Annotated in this window: 14 protein-coding genes; 12 read left to right on the top strand and 2 right to left on the bottom strand. The window is 42.7% G+C overall.

The genetic code is table 11. From position 1 onward, the window contains the following. Nucleotides 1-152 precede the first annotated feature (152 nt). From GON05_RS03615 to GON05_RS03640, 6 genes are all read left to right on the top strand, one after another. Nucleotides 153-521 (top strand): YhjD family protein, encoded by a 369-nt coding sequence (locus GON05_RS03615; RefSeq protein WP_157317850.1) that lies wholly within the window; start codon nt 153-155, stop codon nt 519-521. Nucleotides 522-527: 6 nt separating this feature from the next. Beyond that, nucleotides 528-1,799 (top strand): DNA polymerase IV, encoded by a 1,272-nt coding sequence (locus GON05_RS03620; RefSeq protein ID WP_181646647.1) that lies wholly within the window; start codon nt 528-530, stop codon nt 1,797-1,799. Continuing rightward, complete coding sequence (locus GON05_RS03625; protein WP_157317852.1) at nt 1,796-2,197, top strand: YolD-like family protein; 402 nt, start codon at nt 1,796-1,798, stop codon at nt 2,195-2,197. The genes GON05_RS03620 and GON05_RS03625 overlap by 4 nt, the downstream gene beginning before the upstream one ends. A gap of 333 nt (nt 2,198-2,530) precedes the next feature. After that, on the top strand, nt 2,531-3,127 hold the full coding sequence (locus tag GON05_RS03630; protein WP_157317853.1) for a hypothetical protein: 597 nt from the start codon (nt 2,531-2,533) through the stop codon (nt 3,125-3,127). Continuing rightward, entirely contained in the window at nt 3,128-3,739 is a 612-nt protein-coding gene (locus GON05_RS03635) for a hypothetical protein (RefSeq protein WP_157317854.1), read from the top strand. It begins immediately after the preceding gene. After that, a complete protein-coding gene (locus tag GON05_RS03640) occupies nt 3,739-4,380 on the top strand; it encodes a hypothetical protein (RefSeq protein WP_157317855.1) in 642 nt (213 codons plus the stop codon). Before GON05_RS03635 ends, GON05_RS03640 begins: the two co-directional genes overlap by 1 nt. A gap of 640 nt (nt 4,381-5,020) precedes the next feature. Here GON05_RS03640 and GON05_RS03645 read toward each other — a convergent pair. After that, nucleotides 5,021-9,259 (bottom strand): GGDEF domain-containing protein, encoded by a 4,239-nt coding sequence (locus GON05_RS03645; protein ID WP_157317856.1) that lies wholly within the window; start codon nt 9,257-9,259, stop codon nt 5,021-5,023. Between the two features lie 349 nt (nt 9,260-9,608). Between GON05_RS03645 and GON05_RS03650 the strand changes: the two genes are divergently transcribed. From GON05_RS03650 to GON05_RS03660, 3 genes are all read left to right on the top strand, one after another. Beyond that, a complete protein-coding gene (locus GON05_RS03650) occupies nt 9,609-9,797 on the top strand; it encodes a hypothetical protein (RefSeq protein WP_157317857.1) in 189 nt (62 codons plus the stop codon). Between the two features lie 112 nt (nt 9,798-9,909). Next, nucleotides 9,910-11,172 (top strand): hypothetical protein, encoded by a 1,263-nt coding sequence (locus tag GON05_RS03655; RefSeq protein ID WP_157317858.1) that lies wholly within the window; start codon nt 9,910-9,912, stop codon nt 11,170-11,172. After that, complete coding sequence (locus tag GON05_RS03660; protein WP_157317859.1) at nt 11,169-14,123, top strand: DEAD/DEAH box helicase; 2,955 nt, start codon at nt 11,169-11,171, stop codon at nt 14,121-14,123. The genes GON05_RS03655 and GON05_RS03660 overlap by 4 nt, the downstream gene beginning before the upstream one ends. A 50-nt stretch (nt 14,124-14,173) precedes the next feature. On the opposite strand, the gene GON05_RS03665 is transcribed toward GON05_RS03660, so the two are convergent. Next, nucleotides 14,174-16,684, bottom strand: coding sequence for an O-antigen ligase family protein (locus tag GON05_RS03665; RefSeq protein WP_157317860.1), 2,511 nt, complete (start codon nt 16,682-16,684; stop codon nt 14,174-14,176). Nucleotides 16,685-16,835: 151 nt separating this feature from the next. On the opposite strand from GON05_RS03665, the gene GON05_RS03670 reads away from it, so the two are divergent. Genes GON05_RS03670 through GON05_RS03680 form a run of 3 tightly spaced genes read left to right on the top strand, consistent with a single transcriptional unit; the run spans nt 16,836 to nt 19,592 of the window. After that, on the top strand, nt 16,836-17,660 hold the full coding sequence (locus tag GON05_RS03670; protein ID WP_157317861.1) for an ABC transporter permease: 825 nt from the start codon (nt 16,836-16,838) through the stop codon (nt 17,658-17,660). Continuing rightward, nucleotides 17,650-18,891 carry an ABC transporter ATP-binding protein gene (locus tag GON05_RS03675; protein WP_157317862.1) on the top strand — a complete coding sequence of 414 codons (1,242 nt, stop codon included), beginning with the start codon at nt 17,650-17,652 and terminating at the stop codon, nt 18,889-18,891. Before GON05_RS03670 ends, GON05_RS03675 begins: the two co-directional genes overlap by 11 nt. 5 nt (nt 18,892-18,896) lie before the next feature. After that, the gene (locus tag GON05_RS03680; RefSeq protein WP_157317863.1) at nt 18,897-19,592 is read left to right on the top strand and encodes a class I SAM-dependent methyltransferase; all 696 of its coding nucleotides are present in this window, start codon (nt 18,897-18,899) and stop codon (nt 19,590-19,592) included. The last annotated feature ends 12 nt before the right edge of the window (nt 19,593-19,604 follow it).

Consider the following 19,604-nt stretch of genomic DNA (forward strand, 5'->3'; position numbering starts at 1 on the left):
TTGCCAATAGAACCCATTTAGTAAATAAGTAAATCCCCACTGCTTAAATGGCTTTGGGGATTTTTGAGTTCCTAAAAATAACTTGCATAGCGAATACGTGTTCGGTATATAATATAAAATACAAACAAATGTTCTTATTTTGAGGTGATTAAATGAGTGTCATGACAAGTGTAGAGACCGAAGAAGATGTTCAATTAATCAAAGAATTTACATTGTTTCCTATTTTACTTGATATGCTGGCAAGGGATTCGGAAGAGCTTAGGGTTCACAAAGATAAAATTATATATGGTCATATTCTGTTTTATTTAAAAGAAGTTGAGGACGCAATTTATCCTGAAATACAAAATATTAAGAGTGCAATGAAAGAGCGTGACATCAGAGTGTTAAAAACTTCAACCACAGCTTTAGGCATTAATGTTGAATATAAAGTTCGCGGATACGTCCACCATTTTACAATGTTACGCAGTTTGATTAAGGCTGAACTCATGACAACATTAATGAGAATGCGGAGGTCGTTGTAAATGGTATTGAGAGAAAAAAGTGATCGTACGATCTATCTCTCGGATTGCCAATCTTTTTACGCTAGCGTCGAAAAAGCTTCTCATCCGGGCTTAGAAAATCTCCCGGTTGTGGTGGCTGGAGATCCAGCTAGAAGATCAGGAATTATTTTGGCTGCTTGCCCAATAGCCAAGAGCTTTGGAATTAGTACAGCGCAGAGGCTTGGAGAAGCACTACAGTTATGTCCGAATGTGATTGTAATGCGGCCGCACATGCAACGCTATATTGATGTATCACTTGCGATTACGGATATTTACAAGGAGTACACAGACCTTGTGGAAGTATTTTCGATTGATGAGCAGTTTCTGGACGTGACAGGCTCGCTCAATCATTTTCGCTGTAATCCAGAAGAACTGGCTGTCATGATTCAAAAGAAGGTCGCGGCATCAATGAACATACGTATTCGTGTTGGCATCGGTCCTACTAAAATCCTTGCTAAACAAGCAACGGACAACTTCGCAAAGAAAAACCTGAATGGCATTTTTACACTTGGTAAAGAAGATGTAGAACGTGTCTTATGGCCTTTAAGTGTAGATAAGATGTACGGAGTTGGGTCGCGCATGACGAGGCATTTTGTTAATCTTGGCATGACCACAATTGGTCACGTTGCAAGGACGCCATTGCATGTACTCAAACAGAAGTTTCGTGCACGATTTGGTAAACAGACAGACATTCAAGCGGAGGTTATGTGGCGTACAGCTAATGGTCTCGATGATAGTCCAGTCACGCCAGGAACGTTCAATGTAGCTCCGAAATCAATTGGTCACGGAATGACCTTGCCAAGAGATTATACGACGGCAGAAGAAGTAGATATTGTTCTACTGGAATTAACGGAAGAAGTTTGCCGCGATGCGCGGAAGAAGGGTTACACGAGTGGAACCATTCATGTATTCTGTATGTGCTCGCCGTATGATGCCCCTACCGGATTTAGTCAGCAGCGAAAAATGCCTTTTGCAACGAACAATACACTAAAAGTATTTGGATCAGTTCGTGAGATATTTCATCGTAATTGGAATGGTCACCCGGTACGTAAAGTTGGTGTCACGCTAGGGTCTCTTGATGATGAGGAAGTCACACAGCTGGACCTCTTCGAGGACGTGACGAAGCTGCGTAAGCTGGATAGCGTATTGGATGGCATCAAAGATCGGTTCGGTAACACGGCAATTATTAGGGCTTCAAGTTTAATGAAAGCCGGACTCGCAGCAGACAGAGCAGGCAAAATTGGAGGTCACTATAAATGAGTAAAAAATTAGAACTTAACGGACTTTGGGAGTCTAGTCGGATGATGCTTCCGCAGCATAAGGAAGCCGCGCTAAGAAGTCGAAAAGAAAATCAACGCATGTCAAGACCTATACGAGATGAGCAAGAAATTCAAAATATTTCAGCAGTGCTGAGCTTGTCGCAGATGTATAAAAAACCAGTTGTACTAACATTATATGAAGAATTTAAAACTCGATCAGTTACTGGCATCGTAGCACGCAGTAAGCATGGTGAATTTCGATTAGACATAGTGGAGACTTCTAGCGGAGCAGGGGATTGGGAATGGGTTGCCTATAGAGATGTTCTTAAAGCCGAATTATGCGATGAATGGACAGAAGATCTAAATAATGAAGTAATGATAAAAGTTAGAAGAAAATAAAGTTGTAAACAAAAAAATATACTATTAGCTTAGGAGAATAAGGGAGTTGGCCATTAAGCTAATAGGCAGGTTTACGTAGCATATTCATGTATTCACGGGAATTCCCTAAACGAGTAACTGCGAACGGCTACATATCTACTTATTAAATGTGTGGCTAGTGTGAATTTCCGGTAACCCCAAGGGAAGCTAAAGTCTCCCTTGGTTTTTGCATTGCTCTTTTTGTTTTAATTGTGTAATTATGTAAAGAAAGCATTACATCTATTACCGAAATCTGGTATATTGAAGTTTATATTTTACAAAGATTTCCTCATACCAGCATTTTGGAGGTTAAATATGAACATTGAAGTAATAATGCATTACTTAGAAGCAACCAAACATTTTATGTCCGAAAAAAAAATTAGGTTTATAGTCGGTAAAGTTAACACAGGTATTCAGATAACCATAACACCTAACGAAGCTGCTAAACATGGCGTAGATCTTGCACTGTTACAGCAACTTTTGCCCCTATTTTTCCAAATTGCTACATCAAAAATGAGTGGTGATATAGATTCTGGGCTAAGCATCGCTTCTGAACAGTTTTCAGAAATTGAACCTAGTCATTTAATTGGATTGGTTTATGAAGCAATTGTAACAGATGAATTTAAAAGACAATACTTCCATAGGATCACTGCTATTGGCCCAATACTAGATTCACTAGAGGCTCAGTACATAATTAAACCGAGTCAAAATAAAGAAGTATCTCCAGATGTACCTTCACTCAATTTTACAATAAATAGTAGAGGAGCAACTCGACCAGAAGATAGTTTTTCGACAACTTTAGATATGTCGGTCGATGATGTAGAACTTCTCTATAATTTTTTTAAATCCCTACGTAACAGTATTAGGAAGCAAACACAAGATACTTTTTACTACATAGAGGAGAGTGAATGAATGACTCTCTTAGCGGTTAAAAATAGTCCTTATAAAGAGGTAATTACAAATAATCACCTGCATATGCTAAATAATAAACCTACACGATCTAGTCAGCATAGAGCAAAAGGTAAACAAATAACTGCTGGATTATGTATTATTGGTACTTTAGTAGGCTCTGGGATTCAATATGACAATTACATTACCGAGATAGGAACAAATATTAAAAAAGTTGTAATAATGAAAAGCACTCCAACAAAAGCAGATCAAACTCTTACATTGGAAGTAGCTAATAAGCGCAATCCCTCGCAAGCGGCTCTTTATTTTGAAGACAGTGTTTTAATATCCCCAAAGATGGAGTATACTGGTGAGAGTAACAGCACTGCTTATTCTACGGAGGAGGATATCCCAATGAGACAAACAAAGTCCCGGGTTGTGAAAGCTTCCATTCATAAAAGCGGCTATGTTCGTCACGTGTTTGATGTAGATGTAATCAATGACGATTATGTTGACGTTGATGCTGAACTCATTTCACCTCCTTCGAAAATTAAAAAAGTCGCTGTAAAGAAAGTGTTTAATGGATACAAACCTCACGTATTCAAATTAGATGTTGAAGAAGAGGTGTCCATTTAATGAGTAATTGGTATGAATTAGTTGATTCTTCAGACTACTCGCTCCTTCAAGGAGACATTCTTTTTAATGTTAGCGTGTATTTTTTAGATCCTGATGTTACTTTTACAGAAGATACGAAGCTGGAAGAACTGGAATTATACATAGAAGAACGTGATGTCATAGTTATGACTCAGTCGTGTGACATACAAAAAGCTTTGAACCCGGTGGATAGAAAGGGGAACCCTTTACCGCCAGAATTAAATACTCAAATATTGCTTTGTCCAATTGGAGATCTAAGTCAATTCAAATTAGACAAAGCAAAAAGCATTAGAGATAATAAAGTCAACACAGTGTATTTAATAAATAAATTTGATGATGGATCTATTTATGACTATTTAGTAGTAGATCTCTCCAGTTATTATACTTTGCCACTAGGACACATAATTAATTTTTTAAAAACAAGTGGATCTAAACGTCCTAGATTGTATAATCCATATCGAGAGGAATTATCGCAAAAATTTGCTCTTACATTCATGAGAGTAGGTACTGATGACAGTACTAAAATTAAAGACGATGAACTAGATGAAGGAATAAAACGGGCAGTTGCAAAGGCTCGCGAAGAGCTGGCACAAAGACAGGAAGAAGAACCACAAGGAGCGTAGCACCTTGGGTTCTTTTTTTGCACTTCCAATTCCCTTGTGCTTTATAAATAGAGGTCTGGCTTGTTGTTATAAATCACAAAAAAATCACAAAAGCTCCGCTTTGCTATGAATCGATATGAACATTAAAACTCGAAATCAGGGTATCTTCCTAACAAACAAACAGTTTACGAGGTTCTGCGTACGACTATAAATCCAGCTATTAAATGGGCGGCATGATGTAATTGGCTGAAAAGCCTATTGCTTCATAGCTAGCTCGAAGAGGCTCCTCAGATTTATCTGAGGAGCCTCTTTTTTTATGATCGCAGTGTCGATCATTTCTTTACGGACACAGTGGCCGCTATTTTGGCATTTCGGCTGCTTTTCAGGAGCTAACGGACAGGAGAGACGTTATTCGCTAATAATTGGAGCGGAAATGGGTATTTCAAGTCCAATAGCGGCGCCTCAGTCCGTTAAATGTTAAATTGAGCCAAAAATTGGCGAATAGCGGCATCTCAGTCCGTTAGCCTCATCGTAACCAAGCCGCTCCGTCCTGCACCGCGTCTCACTGCACCCTACGGTTCCGCCCAGTAACGTGCCTCACCGCAACACCGCAGTCCCTGCATCGCAATCCCTGCACAGCAATCCCCGCATCACCACCCGCTCACAACTCCCAAGCCGCAATCACCTTGTTCTTCCCGGTGCGCTTCGCCGTAATCTCAGCGGTATCCGCCTGCTCAATAAGCTGCTCAATAGAGCTAGGCTGGCACAGCTCCAAGGAAGAAACACCGACACTGACGGTGATCGTGTACGGACGCCCGTAGGCGAATTCTTTTTCAATTTCGCCACGCAGTTGATGGGCAATCTTGAGGGCTTCTTTGCCGTCCGTTTTCGGTAAAATAAGAATAAGCTCCTCGCCGCCGTATCGGCCGGCAATGTCGCTTTTTCTTAAATTGAACCGGAAAATATCTGCGATCTCGCGCAGCACCCTGTCCCCTTCCGGATGGCCGAATTCGTTGACTCTCCGGAAATTATCGACATCGATCATGATGACGGAGAGGTCCAGCTGATAACGGCTGGCAAGCTCAAATTCTTCTCGCAGCTTCTCCATGAAATAACCCCGCAGGTAGAAGCCGGTCAAGTTATCAATCACCATTTCACGATGCAGAAGCACGTTGATGATATGCGGTTTGATGAAGGACAGGAAGTGCTCCATATGCTGCTGCTTGGTTTTGGTCATGCCATCGACATGAACTTGCAAGGTGATCGCCTGATCGCCACGCTGAAACAGGGTGAAGACGAGCACGCAGTGATCTTCGCTTCGCGTTTGGTAGGCAACCAATTCGTCATGATCACGCAATCCCGAGGCGGTGACGAAAACTTTTTGCTTATAATGCAGCAGCTTGTACGTAATTGAAAGTTGAATGACCGGGAAATAGTCGAATAAAGCCTTGGTCAGTCTTTGCATGGTTGTTGACAGATCCAGCGTTTCCGTTATTTGTTCGCTTAGTTCAATAATAATTTGCAAATCCAAGGAAAGAAGCAGCCATTGTTCGCGGTCGGCCATCATTTTCTGCACATAATCATCCTGCAAAATAGCCGGAGACGCTGGCGCATACGAAGGGGCAATCGCTTGTTCCATGCAGGCTGTCAGATACGGGCGCCACGTTTCCTTTTGAATCATCTGATAGCCGTTTAGTGCGCGCCGCAAATACAGCATGGCAGGTTGAATGTCGCCTTCGACCATCGACCTCTCCGCTGAAAGCCTGTAATAATCAGGCCAAAAGACATCATAGGCGTATTGTTTCAAGTAGGTTTCAAATTTGTCAAACCAGTGGTCTACTTGTTCTCTTTCCGAATGCAGTTTGAGCAGAAGAGTAATCATTTCCCGATAAGCCCAGCCGGCATAAAGACCAGCGTTATTTTTAGCAATAAACTGCTCAAAAAGCTGGCAAGCACACAAGGTGTTACCTAATCCTGTTTGATGCAGCGCTTCAAGAAAAACAGAATGATTTTCATTCTCAAGAAAGTCGGGAACGTGAACCGGTAGCTGCTGACGAAAGGCGGCGTAGCCCTGATAAACGGCCAGCAATGACTGGCCCCAATCGGTAATTTGCTGCTCAATAAGACTCGTCTCCAACTGGTGGAATAACGCCCATTCCTCCCACTCCAGAGCGAATAAGAGTTGATTGGTCAAATAATTTTCGGCCAAATCCTTGCGACGCAGCTTGTCGACCTGTAGAACGCGTTCTTTATGATACAAATAACTGGCGATATCGCCTTGGTTCAAAGAGAGTTCCATCGCATTCAGATGGCCAACTTGCTCCTTAATCGTATATCCTGAGCGCTTGGCGCCCTCAATTCCACGATAGACATACGTATTGATGATTTTATTGTTGCTTTGATACGAATAAACGTCATAAAGACGCAGCATCAAATCCGTATGCGGTGAGGAATCCAGTAACGGTTCAAGTTTTGCAGCAATCGATAAGGCCCATTCTTCCATTTCGGGAAAATGGATCAACATATTGATCGTATAGTAATTCGTAATTTCCGCAAAATGCCGAAGAGCAAGCGAATGACGTTTGGGATAAGCGACTTCGATATAGAACTTATGCAAGGTATGCATTTCTTCATCCTGCAGCGGAAAGCAAAGATTACTCGTATTGAGCAAAAATGCGGCCCGTACTCGATCCGTAAGCAGCTGCTTCTCATCAAAAATGAAAGGGAAAAGCTCCTCGCGCAGTTGATAAACATCTACATTATTTTGAATGATGCGAATAGACAACCAACTAAAACGGTCTGAAATGGTTCCTGTTCGTTCATAGACGGTTAAAGCCAACTGTTCGGATAGTGCGAACTGGTTGAGCAGATGATACATGCGGCTAAGCAGTCGATCCAGGAAAACAAGATACGGCCTTTCCAACTTTTCATATAAATATTTGATGCGCTCTAAGATTTCGGCCTTTTGGCTGTAAGAGAGCAAGGTGCGAATTTGTCTGTAATATTTGATAAGCAAATAGTATTCGACCTTGTATTCTCCTGCTTGGCATGACAGCGTGATCAACTGAGGCAATGCGAATGGACGATACCTGTATAGATATTTCAGTGCTGTTTGGTAATAGGACGCAAGTTTGTCCTCAGGCAGCTGTTGCAGGACCAGACCAATAATTTCATTCGAAATAAAAAGACTGTCATTGCGGCTAACATGCATAAGGCCGAGCTCTGCAAGCCTGGTCACCGAAAGTAGAATATTACCTGCATCCAGTCGATTTGCGGTAAAGAGGGAGGCAGCATGGACCGGCATAGGCAGGCAGCATAGCAGCCTCATAAGCTCTAAGTCTTTTACATCCAGAACAGCGATACGCTTTGCAATTAGGCGAAGAGGATTCAATTGCTCATAATCCAAATGAAAACGGGTCGTTGGTTTCCAACCGTTTCGGGTAATCTGAATGCTGTGAGACTGAGCGAGCTCCTCCAAAATAATGCGGCAGTGGCTTGCGTTAATTCTATATTCGTATAGCCAGTTTTTTAGCTGGTCGATTAAAGCTTCGTCTGCTCGTCCAAACTGAGAAGCGAGCAACTGCTCATAGATGGCAGGGTCTGCATGATGCATGTTAAGGACTTGGAAAGGCACTTCTGTGAAATGGGCAGGAATACGGCTTCCGCTGAAAATGAAGTTCAGGCAATTCATCTCATGGCCATGCTCTCTCCAGAAGTTCAGCAGAATCAGCTGGGAATCTTCATCAAAGTGCTCGCAGTTCTCAAACGTGAACACAAAGTTTTGAATGGGAAAAAGCGGAATAACCGACATGAAAAACTGATGCAGCCACTCTGTCAGCAGATACAGGATGTCGTCGCCTTCATAGTGCTTTTTGAGCAGTTGGTCAAATTTCCGCGCCAAGTTCCGCAGCATCGTAATGGACTCCGGCAGAATATCGTAAGCTCTGTGCAGCGTTCTAGAGACCACTTCACGCAAGGTGGAATAAGGCAGTTCTTGCGAGATGATTTTGAAATAATATCCCTTTTCAATGACTTCATTAATGTGCTGAGCGTACAAATCGAAACGAATAGCCTCATCTTCGCAGATGAGACCTAACAGTCGATATTCATTGGATTTCAAAAAATCACGAAAACGCTCCTGCTGGTCATGTGTAATGGGAGAAGCGGCTGGGTGCAGCAATTTTGAGCTGTTTTGGATATCTGTAGCAGGTTGCGGCTCCGCTGGAAGATGCAAATAATCAAGCAACGATGCAGCTATCTCGTCAACGAATAAAAAGGATTCAGGCTTCGCATAAAGCCGTTCAGAAAGAGGCTGCAAAGCCGCAGGTACAAGGCCGTTGTACATCGACTCCAGCAGCAGATGGATAGATTCAAAATCAGCAACGCGTGATAAAAGAAACCTTCGCGCATAGCGTGGAAACAAGCTGTATGGATAGTCCGTCAGCAAGTGATTGATGAACTCAATGGCTGAGGGGAATGGTTGGACATCAACTAGAATGGCTAGTGTTTTTGGATGGAAAAATAGCATGTCCGGCGAAAGAAAGCCCATATAAAACTGTTTATTGTGTAGAATTGAAAGCGCTTTACAAAGGGGAATAAGAAGCTTCGCTTTGGTTTCATCGCTTAACTGTTCATGGTGCAATTGCGAAAAGGGCACAAAACCATCCGGTAAAGCAGGCAGCTGCACAATCAGATCTCCGTCCGTGAGCTTCCAACTTGTCGGTTGACGGAATAAGTCGCCTTGAGCTGCGTCCGCCCAGGAGAGTAAGCGGCTCTCGATTTGTTTATAAGGGAAGTAAGACCATAACTTATGATTAAAATGCATTTCTGCATAGTCAAAGGTGTGAGAGTAAGTTAGATGTCGAGTTTCCGAGAAATTTCTATAAGTTGTAGTATTCATCTTACTCCCTCTCCTTCTAAAGTATAGGGTTTGTGTATGTAGGGGATGGGGATGTTTCCATCGAATAGGTCTGATTTCTCAATTGTAACAAAAATAAGCGCCAAATGGGAGATGGAAATGGCGAAAACGCCAGAGAGCCTGTCATTTTTTGTTCTGATTGGACATCTACCTGCTTGGCTTGCAGAAATTGAGCCCAATTACTGGAAAACTAGGCATTGGTACATTCCTTGGACTAGGCATAGACGTATACTATCTCAAACCTAAAGAGGAGTTGACTTAATCAATGGCTTATCAACCGAATCAAACTAGCCAAGGAAAACAATTTCAGTGTCCCCCAGCTGACCCTATAATGACAAGTCCAGAAAGAATTGTTAGAGACTTCTATCACCCGCAAAAGGTTCAAGTTATTCACCCGATTCAAATCGTAAATAGACATCATTGTGTGCCAGTTTATGAGCATGTGTGTACGTATGAAGAGACAGATGAGTATTGCGGTACTCACCCGCATCCGCATCAAGGCATGCTGCGCGACAAATAAAGATGATGCCCTAGTCTGAATCTGCGAAGATTCCAGCTAGGGTTTTTTTATCGATGGACGCTTTTTCCTGTATAATGAATAGATAGCTTTTTTGAGCGAGGGAGGGTCGGGCATGCACGAACTAGATGCTAAACCACAAATTGATTTAACGGCCCGGGGTCCGGTAAGCACTCCGAAGGAGACAGGAACGTGTGCGGAATGGATCCTTTATTTTGAAAAGCAATATGCGAATGCCAAAGTATATAACGCTTTTAGCGTCGAGGAATTATATATGCGGGCGTGGGGGCAGCTCAATCAGTTTGCGGATGATTGGGAGCTAACGATCAGGGGTATCTATGATATTCAAGTTGTTCTGTATCTAACCCAGCTATGCGATGCTTTGGCGGATGCGAAGTCAGGCATGTATGACTTTTTTTATAATGCAGGTTACTTTTTTTCTAAAATTACGAAGCACAGCCAGGGACAACTGACCACTGTTTTGCGTAGCATCGATATGGAGCATGCCCAGGAAAGGTACTCAGAGCATTTGAAAGAGCTTGCCGGTTATGTGGCTGTACAGGTTTCTAAGGAATCGAGGGAAGCCAGAGGCAAATGGTTTGAGATTAGTAAACTGCTGTGGTCTGGATTGTTGTATGAAAAGGAGCTTATAGCGGACGAGCTTGTAAGGTTGCGGAAGATTGCAGGAGATGGAGGAAGAAGTCAAACGGAGCGTGAAACGGCAGTTATGGCGTTAGCGCATTTCGATATGTTGTCCGGTGAGGACGAAAATGCATGGGATCGCGTCCTGACGGGGACTGAGGTGATTGAGCCGGGGGATTGGTTTGGTTATCTGAGAACTTTTGTTAAGGAGGGACAGCGAGATCGATTATTAAAATGGCTCAGATGGTTAGGTCCTGCAATTCGTAAGGAAGTGACGTATGAGGCTGCTGAGTATTTTGATTTGTGGGAGGAAGCGGCAGCGGGCATTGGCATAGATGAAGAGTACAGGAGAGCCATGGTGGAGCAGCTTCCTGGCAGTTATCGGCATTACGCTCGCTTCTTGCTGGGGAAAGAGGAGTACCGGGCATGGGCAGATTTGATGCTTTGCTTAAGCATATCTCCCCTCGATATTGACTCTAATCAGTTGAAAATGGTTGAGAAAGCCGATGTTCACGCGCTGCTGCCGCTGTATCATTATGCCATAGACGAAATTCTCCAGGTTAAAAATCGCGAATCGTATAAACAAGGCGTCAAGCTCCTCAAAAAGCTGGCCGCTGCCTACAAAAAGCTGAAACAAACGCCTAGATTTGAAGCGTATTTGGTGCAGCTTATTAAACAGTATTCGCGATACCGCGCGTTTCAAGAGGAGTTACGGAAAGGGAAGCTACTGCTATGATCAGCTTGTCACAGGTACATATTCGCGTGCAAAAGCTCCCTACAGGGAGTTTTGCCTTCTATGGAGAGACAGAACAGGCCAACGAGGTTCCCGGCTACGCGCTGCGAAAGCTGCTATTTGCTTGGCATGAGGGGTCTTTTTACGGCACGCAGCTTGAATGCATTCGAACGGGGTACGGCGAGGCCCTGGTCTTGACACCTTATATGGCCTTGGACTATTTGGCTAATCCGGGTACATTATTGCATGGGAAATTATCCTGGGATGCGGATGTGCTTTTGATGAAAAAAGGGGCTGCCCTATTTAGTGAGGCGCTAGCTGCCGGGTGGTACATGCCGTCTTTTCGGCATTGGCTTCAAGGCGGTATGGGGTGGAAGCCGCAGCTGCCGGGTGCGAAGCTGGGAGAACTTGAACAGCTATATAAGGGGCGGCAGGATGAAAGCTTCTGGCATGACTGGTTCCATGCGGCAGCCTTGGACATGATGAAAGAATCGCCTGATTCGGAGATCGGCATGGCATGGAGGCGGTTATCGGAGGGGAATGCCCTTTTGAGAGAGGGTCCATCCTCCGAGGTAGACTGGATGCAGGAGGAGGATTGGCTACTGGCCATCGGTTGGAAACAGGACGGTAAACCTTACCGAATCTGTGTACAGCTCGTAGAGCCATATGCGGAAACGTATGTAGATGGCACAACGACTGCCAAAGATAACGGAGCGGACTGGCGGTTAAGATTCATCGCGCAGGATCGTCAGGATGCTAATCATTTCGTGGAATTCAGCACGGCGGGGACTATTTTGGTGGGGAGAGTTCCTGCGGCATGGCAGGATGGCATGGATGCCAGTATCCAGGATCAAACGAATCGGGTGCTGCGTATTTTGCCACAGCTTGAAAGTGAGTTTCAGAAGGGGAAAATCGTAGAGCAGTTATCGGACGATCAGGCCTGGGAGTTTCTTACGGAATCAAGCTTGCTGCTCGCTGCTGCTGGCATCTCGGTTTTCCTGCCTTCGTGGTGGGGAGAACTCAGCCGTACGCGGCCTCAGCTGCGAGCGAAAGTGCGTAGCTCTGTGGGCACTTCGCGCAGGCCGATGTTTGGCATGGACCACATCATCCAGTTCGACTGGCGAGTGGCTTTGGGCGGTGTCGATCTATCTGAGGAAGAATTCCACCAGATTGCCGAGCAGAAAAAAAGGCTGATCTATATTCGCGGCAGATGGGTACAGCTGAATCCTGCGGATTTAGAGCAGATGAAAGCGGCGATGCGGCAGAGAGAGAAGCGCAAGGGATTCTCCCTTCGGGACGTTCTGGAGATGCAGCTTACGGACGAGCCTTCGCAACCTGCTTCTTCCACCATGGAGCCGAAGGAAGAGTTCAAGATCAATATTGAACTAAACGGGTCTTTAAAAACCTTGCTTAGGAAGCTTAATCAGCGTGTATCGCTGCCTTTTGTTCAGATTGAAGGCTTGGAGGCTGATCTTAGGCCCTATCAGGAAGAAGGGGTGTCGTGGCTCCTTTTTCTGCGGGGAATTGGTCTTGGCGGGTGCCTGGCGGATGATATGGGGCTTGGGAAGACGGTGCAGTTTATTGCTTATTTGTTGGCTGTGAAGGGGGAGTTACAACCTATTTCGAATACGGCTCCGTCCTTGCTCATTTGTCCAACCTCCGTACTTGGCAATTGGCAAAAGGAGCTTGAGCGCTTCGGGCCGTCTCTCAATATTCATCTCCATTACGGTGCGCAGCGCGCAAAGGGTGAGGCATTCGAAGCTTCTATAGCAGGCGCCGATCTTGTGATAACCTCTTACAACATCGCTTTGTTGGATGAAGAGGAATTAGCGAGCATGACTTGGAATACGCTATGTTTGGACGAAGCACAAAATATCAAAAACGCCTATACCAAGCAATCCCAAGCCATTCGTGGTCTGGATGCCCGCCACCGAATCGCGTTGACAGGTACGCCGCTTGAGAATCGGTTGACCGAGCTTTGGTCGATTTTTGATTTTATTAATCCAGGGTATCTCGGTACATTGCGCCATTTCAACCATCATTACGTGGGCCCTATTGAAAAAAGCACTGACGGCGCGCCGGGACTTACTTCACGCGTTCAGCGCTTGATCCGCCCTTTCTTGTTAAGGCGAGTCAAAAAGGATCCGGCCATTCAGCTGAGCTTGCCCGAGAAAGTGGAGTCCAAAGCTTATGTAGCTTTGACCCCCGAGCAGGGAGCACTCTACGAAAACGTCGTGCAAACGTTAATGGAGAGAATCGACAGTCTCTCCGTAATGGAAAAGAAAGGGCTTATTCTGGCTTCATTGACGAAGTTGAAGCAGATTTGCGATCATCCTTCCTTGTTTTTGAAGGAAGGAGATCGTGCGGGGGCGGGGGTAGCCCCCGGGAGAGGTGTGCGCTCAGCGAAGCTGGAGCGCCTGCTTGAAATGATCGACGAACTAAGAAGCGAAGGAGGAGGCTGCCTCATCTTCACCCAGTTCGTCGAGATGGGCCACCTCCTGCAGCGCGTGATCGCGCAGGAGCGGGGGGAGCCCGTGCAGTTTTTGCACGGGGCCGTGGCGAAGGCGAAGCGCGATGAGATGATCGCGCGCTTCCAGGACGACGCACTCCCGGAGGTGGAGCGCTGCAGGATCTTCATCCTCTCGCTGAAAGCAGGAGGAACAGGTTTAAACCTCACCGCGGCGAACCATGTTTTCCACTACGACCGCTGGTGGAATCCCGCCGTGGAAAACCAGGCCACGGACCGCGCCTTTCGCATCGGCCAGAGCCGCGATGTGCAGGTGCACAAGTTCATCACGCTGGGCACGCTCGAAGAGCGTATCGATGAGATGATCGAACGCAAAAAAGGTCTCAGCGATCAAATCGTCGGCACCGGCGAGAGCTGGGTCACCGAGATGTCGACGAGTGAGCTGCGGGAGCTGTTCGCACTTCGGCGGGAGTGGGTGGAGAAATAATGGATACAAAAAAAGAAGCACCACATGTGAATGTGAGGCTTCTTTTTTTATTATTTTGGAAAGCTTGCAGTAACAATCGCTTCAATGTTTTGCTTCTCAGCAGGATCTTTTGCAATTAATTTATCCTGAAGGGCTTGATCGTTCTTGCCTTGCTTCTGTAAAGCAGCCAAATACCATCGGATCAGAGTACGGTTCGGTTGGTCATCGAGATTATCTGTTATATAAGGTTGAATCGTTGAAGATGAACCAACGTAATCTCCACGCATATAGCTGATCTGACCGACATTCAATGCCATATTTGGTGTTACGGCAAATGGACGACCTTGCGCCTGCTCTTTAGGCAGGTTTTTCAGGGAATCAACACGAGCTAGAACTTCTTTGTAAGTAGCAAGAGCATCATCAAGTCTTTTATTGTATTCCTGCGTATTGTTCTTTGCACTTGCTTGATTCGCAAGATCGATATTTAGCGTTATACTTTTTTCGTACATCTCCGTGTACCAAGGGTAATTTATAATCTGAGAATTCGACCAGTTTAGCGCCTCTTCGTGCTTGCCTTTTATCAGAAGCATATTAAGCTGTTGCATCGCCACCGCGCGGTTATGCGGTTCTTTTTTCAACAGCTGATTCATTAGATCTTGGGCTTGATTGAAAAAAGGCTCCGCTTTTGTTGGATCTTCTTTCTGCACTTGATTGTAGACTTGAAGCAGAATTCCGATTCTGCTGACTTGGCCGGTTAGCAAATAATCAGGATGTGCAGGGTGTAAAGAGATTGCTTTGTCTAATGGTTTAATAATTTGATTGTAATCTTGGCTAGTTTTGATAACCGCAAGCGTTTCTTTATAAGAACCATTTGCCGAGAGTAGCTGAACCGAGATGTAGAACATCACTAGCGACAAGATAGCCAGCAGCGCCGGAAATGATTTGTGGATCACAGCAGAATCGTTTTTAAAACGAAGCGGTGCTGAAGACGTGTTACTAAGCAGTCCGCCAAGAGCAAGGAACAGAACAGCGCCCAAGTACACATAACTCAAATCGAAGTCAATCATACTGTGGACCAAAAGTGAAATCGTTACAATGAAAAATAGGAAATGCAGATCTCGTTTTTCCTGCGAATTTTTAATGTAGCTTCGTATATAGAACACCATGACTGCAATTACGAAGCCTACGAAAGCAAGGAATCCAAGCGCTCCGGTCTCGACCAGATATTGAAGGACGAAGTTATGAGCCTGACGGCTTGTGTATGGATTATTTTGATACTTCTCATATAAAGAAGCCCAAGCTCCACCACCGGCACCAATGATCGGATAATCCGTCCAAAGCTTTACAGCGTCTTTGTAGAACGTTCCGCGTTCTAGAACACTGTGCTGTTGGAAGTTAATATTTTCAATCCGAGTTTTTACATTGTCAGGAAGAATGTTTTTGAAGCCTGTATCACTTAGGATTAGAATGGCACCTAGAACACCAACAACGATAGCCGCTACCGGAAGAATGAAAGTGGCATATTTTTTTGCATCAAAACGAGCGGTAATTCGCTCTAACCATGGAGCTACGAAGAGCTGTATAACGATAGCAACCACAGTGAAAACTACAGAAGCAATGAGCAGAATTGACCAGCCGTGCCATGATTCAGAAGCACTAGGCTGCTTTTGTAAGCCAATTCCGATATCCGTTACTTTTTGAAGAATCAAGATAGACGTTAGGAAAGCTAGTCCGAACTGAAGGAGAGCAAGAATCTGTCTGCTGATCGAAAAGAAGAACAACATGATCAAGAAAACAACCGGAATAACCACGATAGCACCGCGGGACAGCGTCAACCAGAAAGAAACAAGGATTGGCACCAACAGGAATGCATGCGGCAGAACCGTTTGCCACTTGCGAGACTTCACTATGAAGAACAACGCTCCAAGTGACAAAGTAATCAAGAAAGCCGCGTATGTATTCGCGTATTGGAAAACGGAAGTCAGACGCAAACCGTTCGAGTCCGTCATGATCGCATCGCGGTATAAATTCGGTGAATCCATAAAGGCAAACCAACTAACCAAGCGAGCTGCAAAGCTTCCATTACCCAGCCAGTACAAAAGTCCGAATAAAACAATGAAATATCCCGATATCATCAATAAACTTGCAACTATCGACACACCAAGCTTGTTTTTTGTCAGAAATACACCTAAAATGAAGAAGGTTGCATACAGCATTTGGATATAGACCATATTGGTTGCCAAATAGTGTGAGGCCGAGTTCGACAAAGAAATGACATAAGTAAGAGGCATAATGAGTACTAGAATCGTTAATACATCTTTCCGATCCTTAAGCTTGAAAACAAAGAAAGCCAGGATTGCAATCAGCAGCATAATGATGGAGGACCACACCGAAGCCGAGTAGATCGAGCGCTCGAAATCATACGTCCCTCCGTTAAACAACGCCCGCTGAAACGGCGCCCAGAACATGAATAAGCCCGTAAACACAATTAAAATCCAAAAGATAACAGAGCTCTTCTCTGTCGTTATCGTACCATTCGCTTTTGCACGCGACGCCGCGTAGGCATTCTTACTTGCACTCATGAGAAAATAGTCTCCTTCTTCGCTAAAGTTCGACTTCATTTTAGCATAGATGGAAGGGAGTTTCCAAATGGAGAGCCTTTTTTTATTAAATTATTAGCGAGTCTTTATAAAAAATATGAATTAGAACTTTTATACACTAGGTGGTTAACAAATGCAGCAGAAAAAATACAAGTTTGATATATTTAGTATTTTTAGTACATTGTGGGCACATTATGAATTAATAAAACAATTTACCAAAAGAGAGATAGCTTCACGATATAAGGGTTCCTTATTAGGTATAGTTTGGTCACTAATTACACCTATAATAATGCTATTTATTTATACATTTGTATTTAGTGAAATATTTAAATCGCGATGGACAGTAGATAATGATAATAAGCTACAATTCGCACTAATTGTATATTGTGGACTTATAATATTCAATATATTTGCAGAGGTAACAACTAGGGCTCCATCACTTATATTAAATAATCCAAACTATGTAAAGAAAGTAATATTTCCGTTAGAAATCCTACCTGTTGTAAGCATGCTTTCTGCATTATTTCAAGGAAGCATTAGTTACATAATTTTAATAATAGGAATATTAATTAATCAAGGAACAATTAGTATTTCCCTGATATTGTTACCAATCTTAATAATACCTTTTTTACTATTTTTGGTAGGCATTACTTGGATATTAGCTGCTTTTGGAGTTTATTTTCGTGACATTGGTCAAATTATTGGATTGGCTATTCAAGGAATTATGCTTCTTACTCCTATTTTTTATCCAATATCTGTAGTTCCAGATAAGTACTTGATGATTTATCATTTGAACCCTTTAGTATACATAGTTGAGGATACTCGAAAAGTTTTAATTTGGGGACAGTTTCCAAGTTGGTATTCTCTTAGTTTAAGCTTTTTAATTGGATTCGTTTTTTTTGTAATTGGTTATAATTTCTTTAAAAGAACCAAGGGAGGGTTCTCTGATGTTATCTAATGGGAATGTAATCACAATTGATGACGTGAGTAAAACTTATAAAGTATATAATTCTCCCAAAGATCGATTTATGCAAAATATATTCCGAAAAAATAAGTATTATAATGAGTTTCATGCCTTGAAAAACATTTCATTTTCTGTTGAAAAAGGTGAGATGTTAGGAATAATTGGCCGGAATGGATCTGGGAAGAGCACTTTACTTCAACTCATTGCTGGTACATTGTTACCAACAGAAGGGTCTATTAATGTTAATGGTCGTATAGCTGCATTATTGGAACTAGGTAGCGGCTTTAATCCCGAATTTACTGGGAAAGAAAATGTGATCTTAAACGCATCTATTTTAGGTTTAACTAAAGATGAAATTTCTGAGAAATATGACGATATTGTAGCTTTTTCAGAAATTGGTGATTTTATTGAACAGCCTGTTAAAACATATTCAAGTGGAATGTTCGTTCGTTTAGCTTTTTCAGTAGCTATTCATATTAAGCCTGAGATACTAATAGTTGATGAAGCTTTAACAGTTGGTGATGTGTTTTTTCAGAGAAAGTGCTTTTCAAAAATCAGTGAGTTGAATGAAGATGGATGTACCTTGATTTATGTTACCCATGAATTGGCAACACTTAAACAAGTAGTGAACAGGGTTATTTTGCTAGAAAATGGAGAACTTAAATTTGATGGGGAACCCGTAAGCGCAGTAAACAAATTTTATAAAAGCGTTTATGGTGCGAGTAGTGTTGAAAAAAAAATATTAGAACCGAGCGTTGAAAAGGCAAATGAGTTTCTCCCAATGAATGATCGTGAAAGATATGGAAATCAGGACGTAATTATAGAAGGAGTAAAAGTTGCGAATTACAAAGCATTTATTTGGTCAGGAGACCCATTTGAGGTTACTGTAAGTATTAATTGTATAAGATCAATATCACAACCAGTATTCGGGTTTAGAGTAAAAACGATTTCAGGATTAGATGTATTTGCTTTTAATACCAGGGATGATGGTATACAGATTCAGGACTTAGATGAAGAACAAAAATATTTGCTTAAGATTTCAGTTAATAATTTAAATTTAGTTGCAGGTGAATATTTTATGTCTTTTGCAATAGGCATCCAAGATAGGGACGAGTACATCCCAGTTGATCACCGTATAGATGCAATAAATATAAAGGTTATTCAAAATAATAAAGCTACTGGAATTATAAGCTTAAATCCGGAAATTTCAGTGACAAAGGAATAATAATTATGAGCTATCAGCCATTGGATTGGGATATAATTTCATTGTTGCAGATGAAAAAAGATAAAATAGATACGATTAGTTTATTTAATTCGATGAATTTATCAAACATTGAAAGATTTACCTTTGATAGATCAATTGCTATTTCACAATTTCTTTTGGACAAGGGCCTGAAGAGATCAAGCGTTCTGGATTTAGGTTCGAGTGGTGGTGTTTTCGCTCTTACTTTTAAAATAATACTAGATGCTCATGTTACGGCTATCGATGACGATAGATATATATTAATTCAAGGAGAAACAGAAAGCTCTAGTATTAAAATGATGAAGAATAGACTAAAAAGACTGAATATACAAGGGATTATCCCTATTAATACCTCAATTGAGGAGTATATTGGTAATTTGCCGCCAATACCACTGTATGATTCTGTATTGTTATTAAATATATTGCATCATTTTTATACTGGATATGGTCAAGGAAGTAGCTATGGTCAAATGGATTTCGAGGAAACAAGCCAACTACTCCGTAAAATTGGAGCAATTACGTCAAAATATTTATTCTTTGAAATTAATTCGTCCGTTATTAAAGATTACGAACAATACTTAACAGATATTATGTATATATGTAATTTCAGAAAACTTGAATATGTAACAAGATCTGTGGCTACTGATGGAAGTCTAAGAGCCATTTGGTGCTTCATAAAGTAAGTTAGGATGGTG

Source organism: Paenibacillus anseongensis (assembly GCF_009757995.1).
Taxonomy (GTDB): Bacteria; Bacillota; Bacilli; order Paenibacillales; family NBRC-103111; genus Paenibacillus_E; species Paenibacillus_E chondroitinus.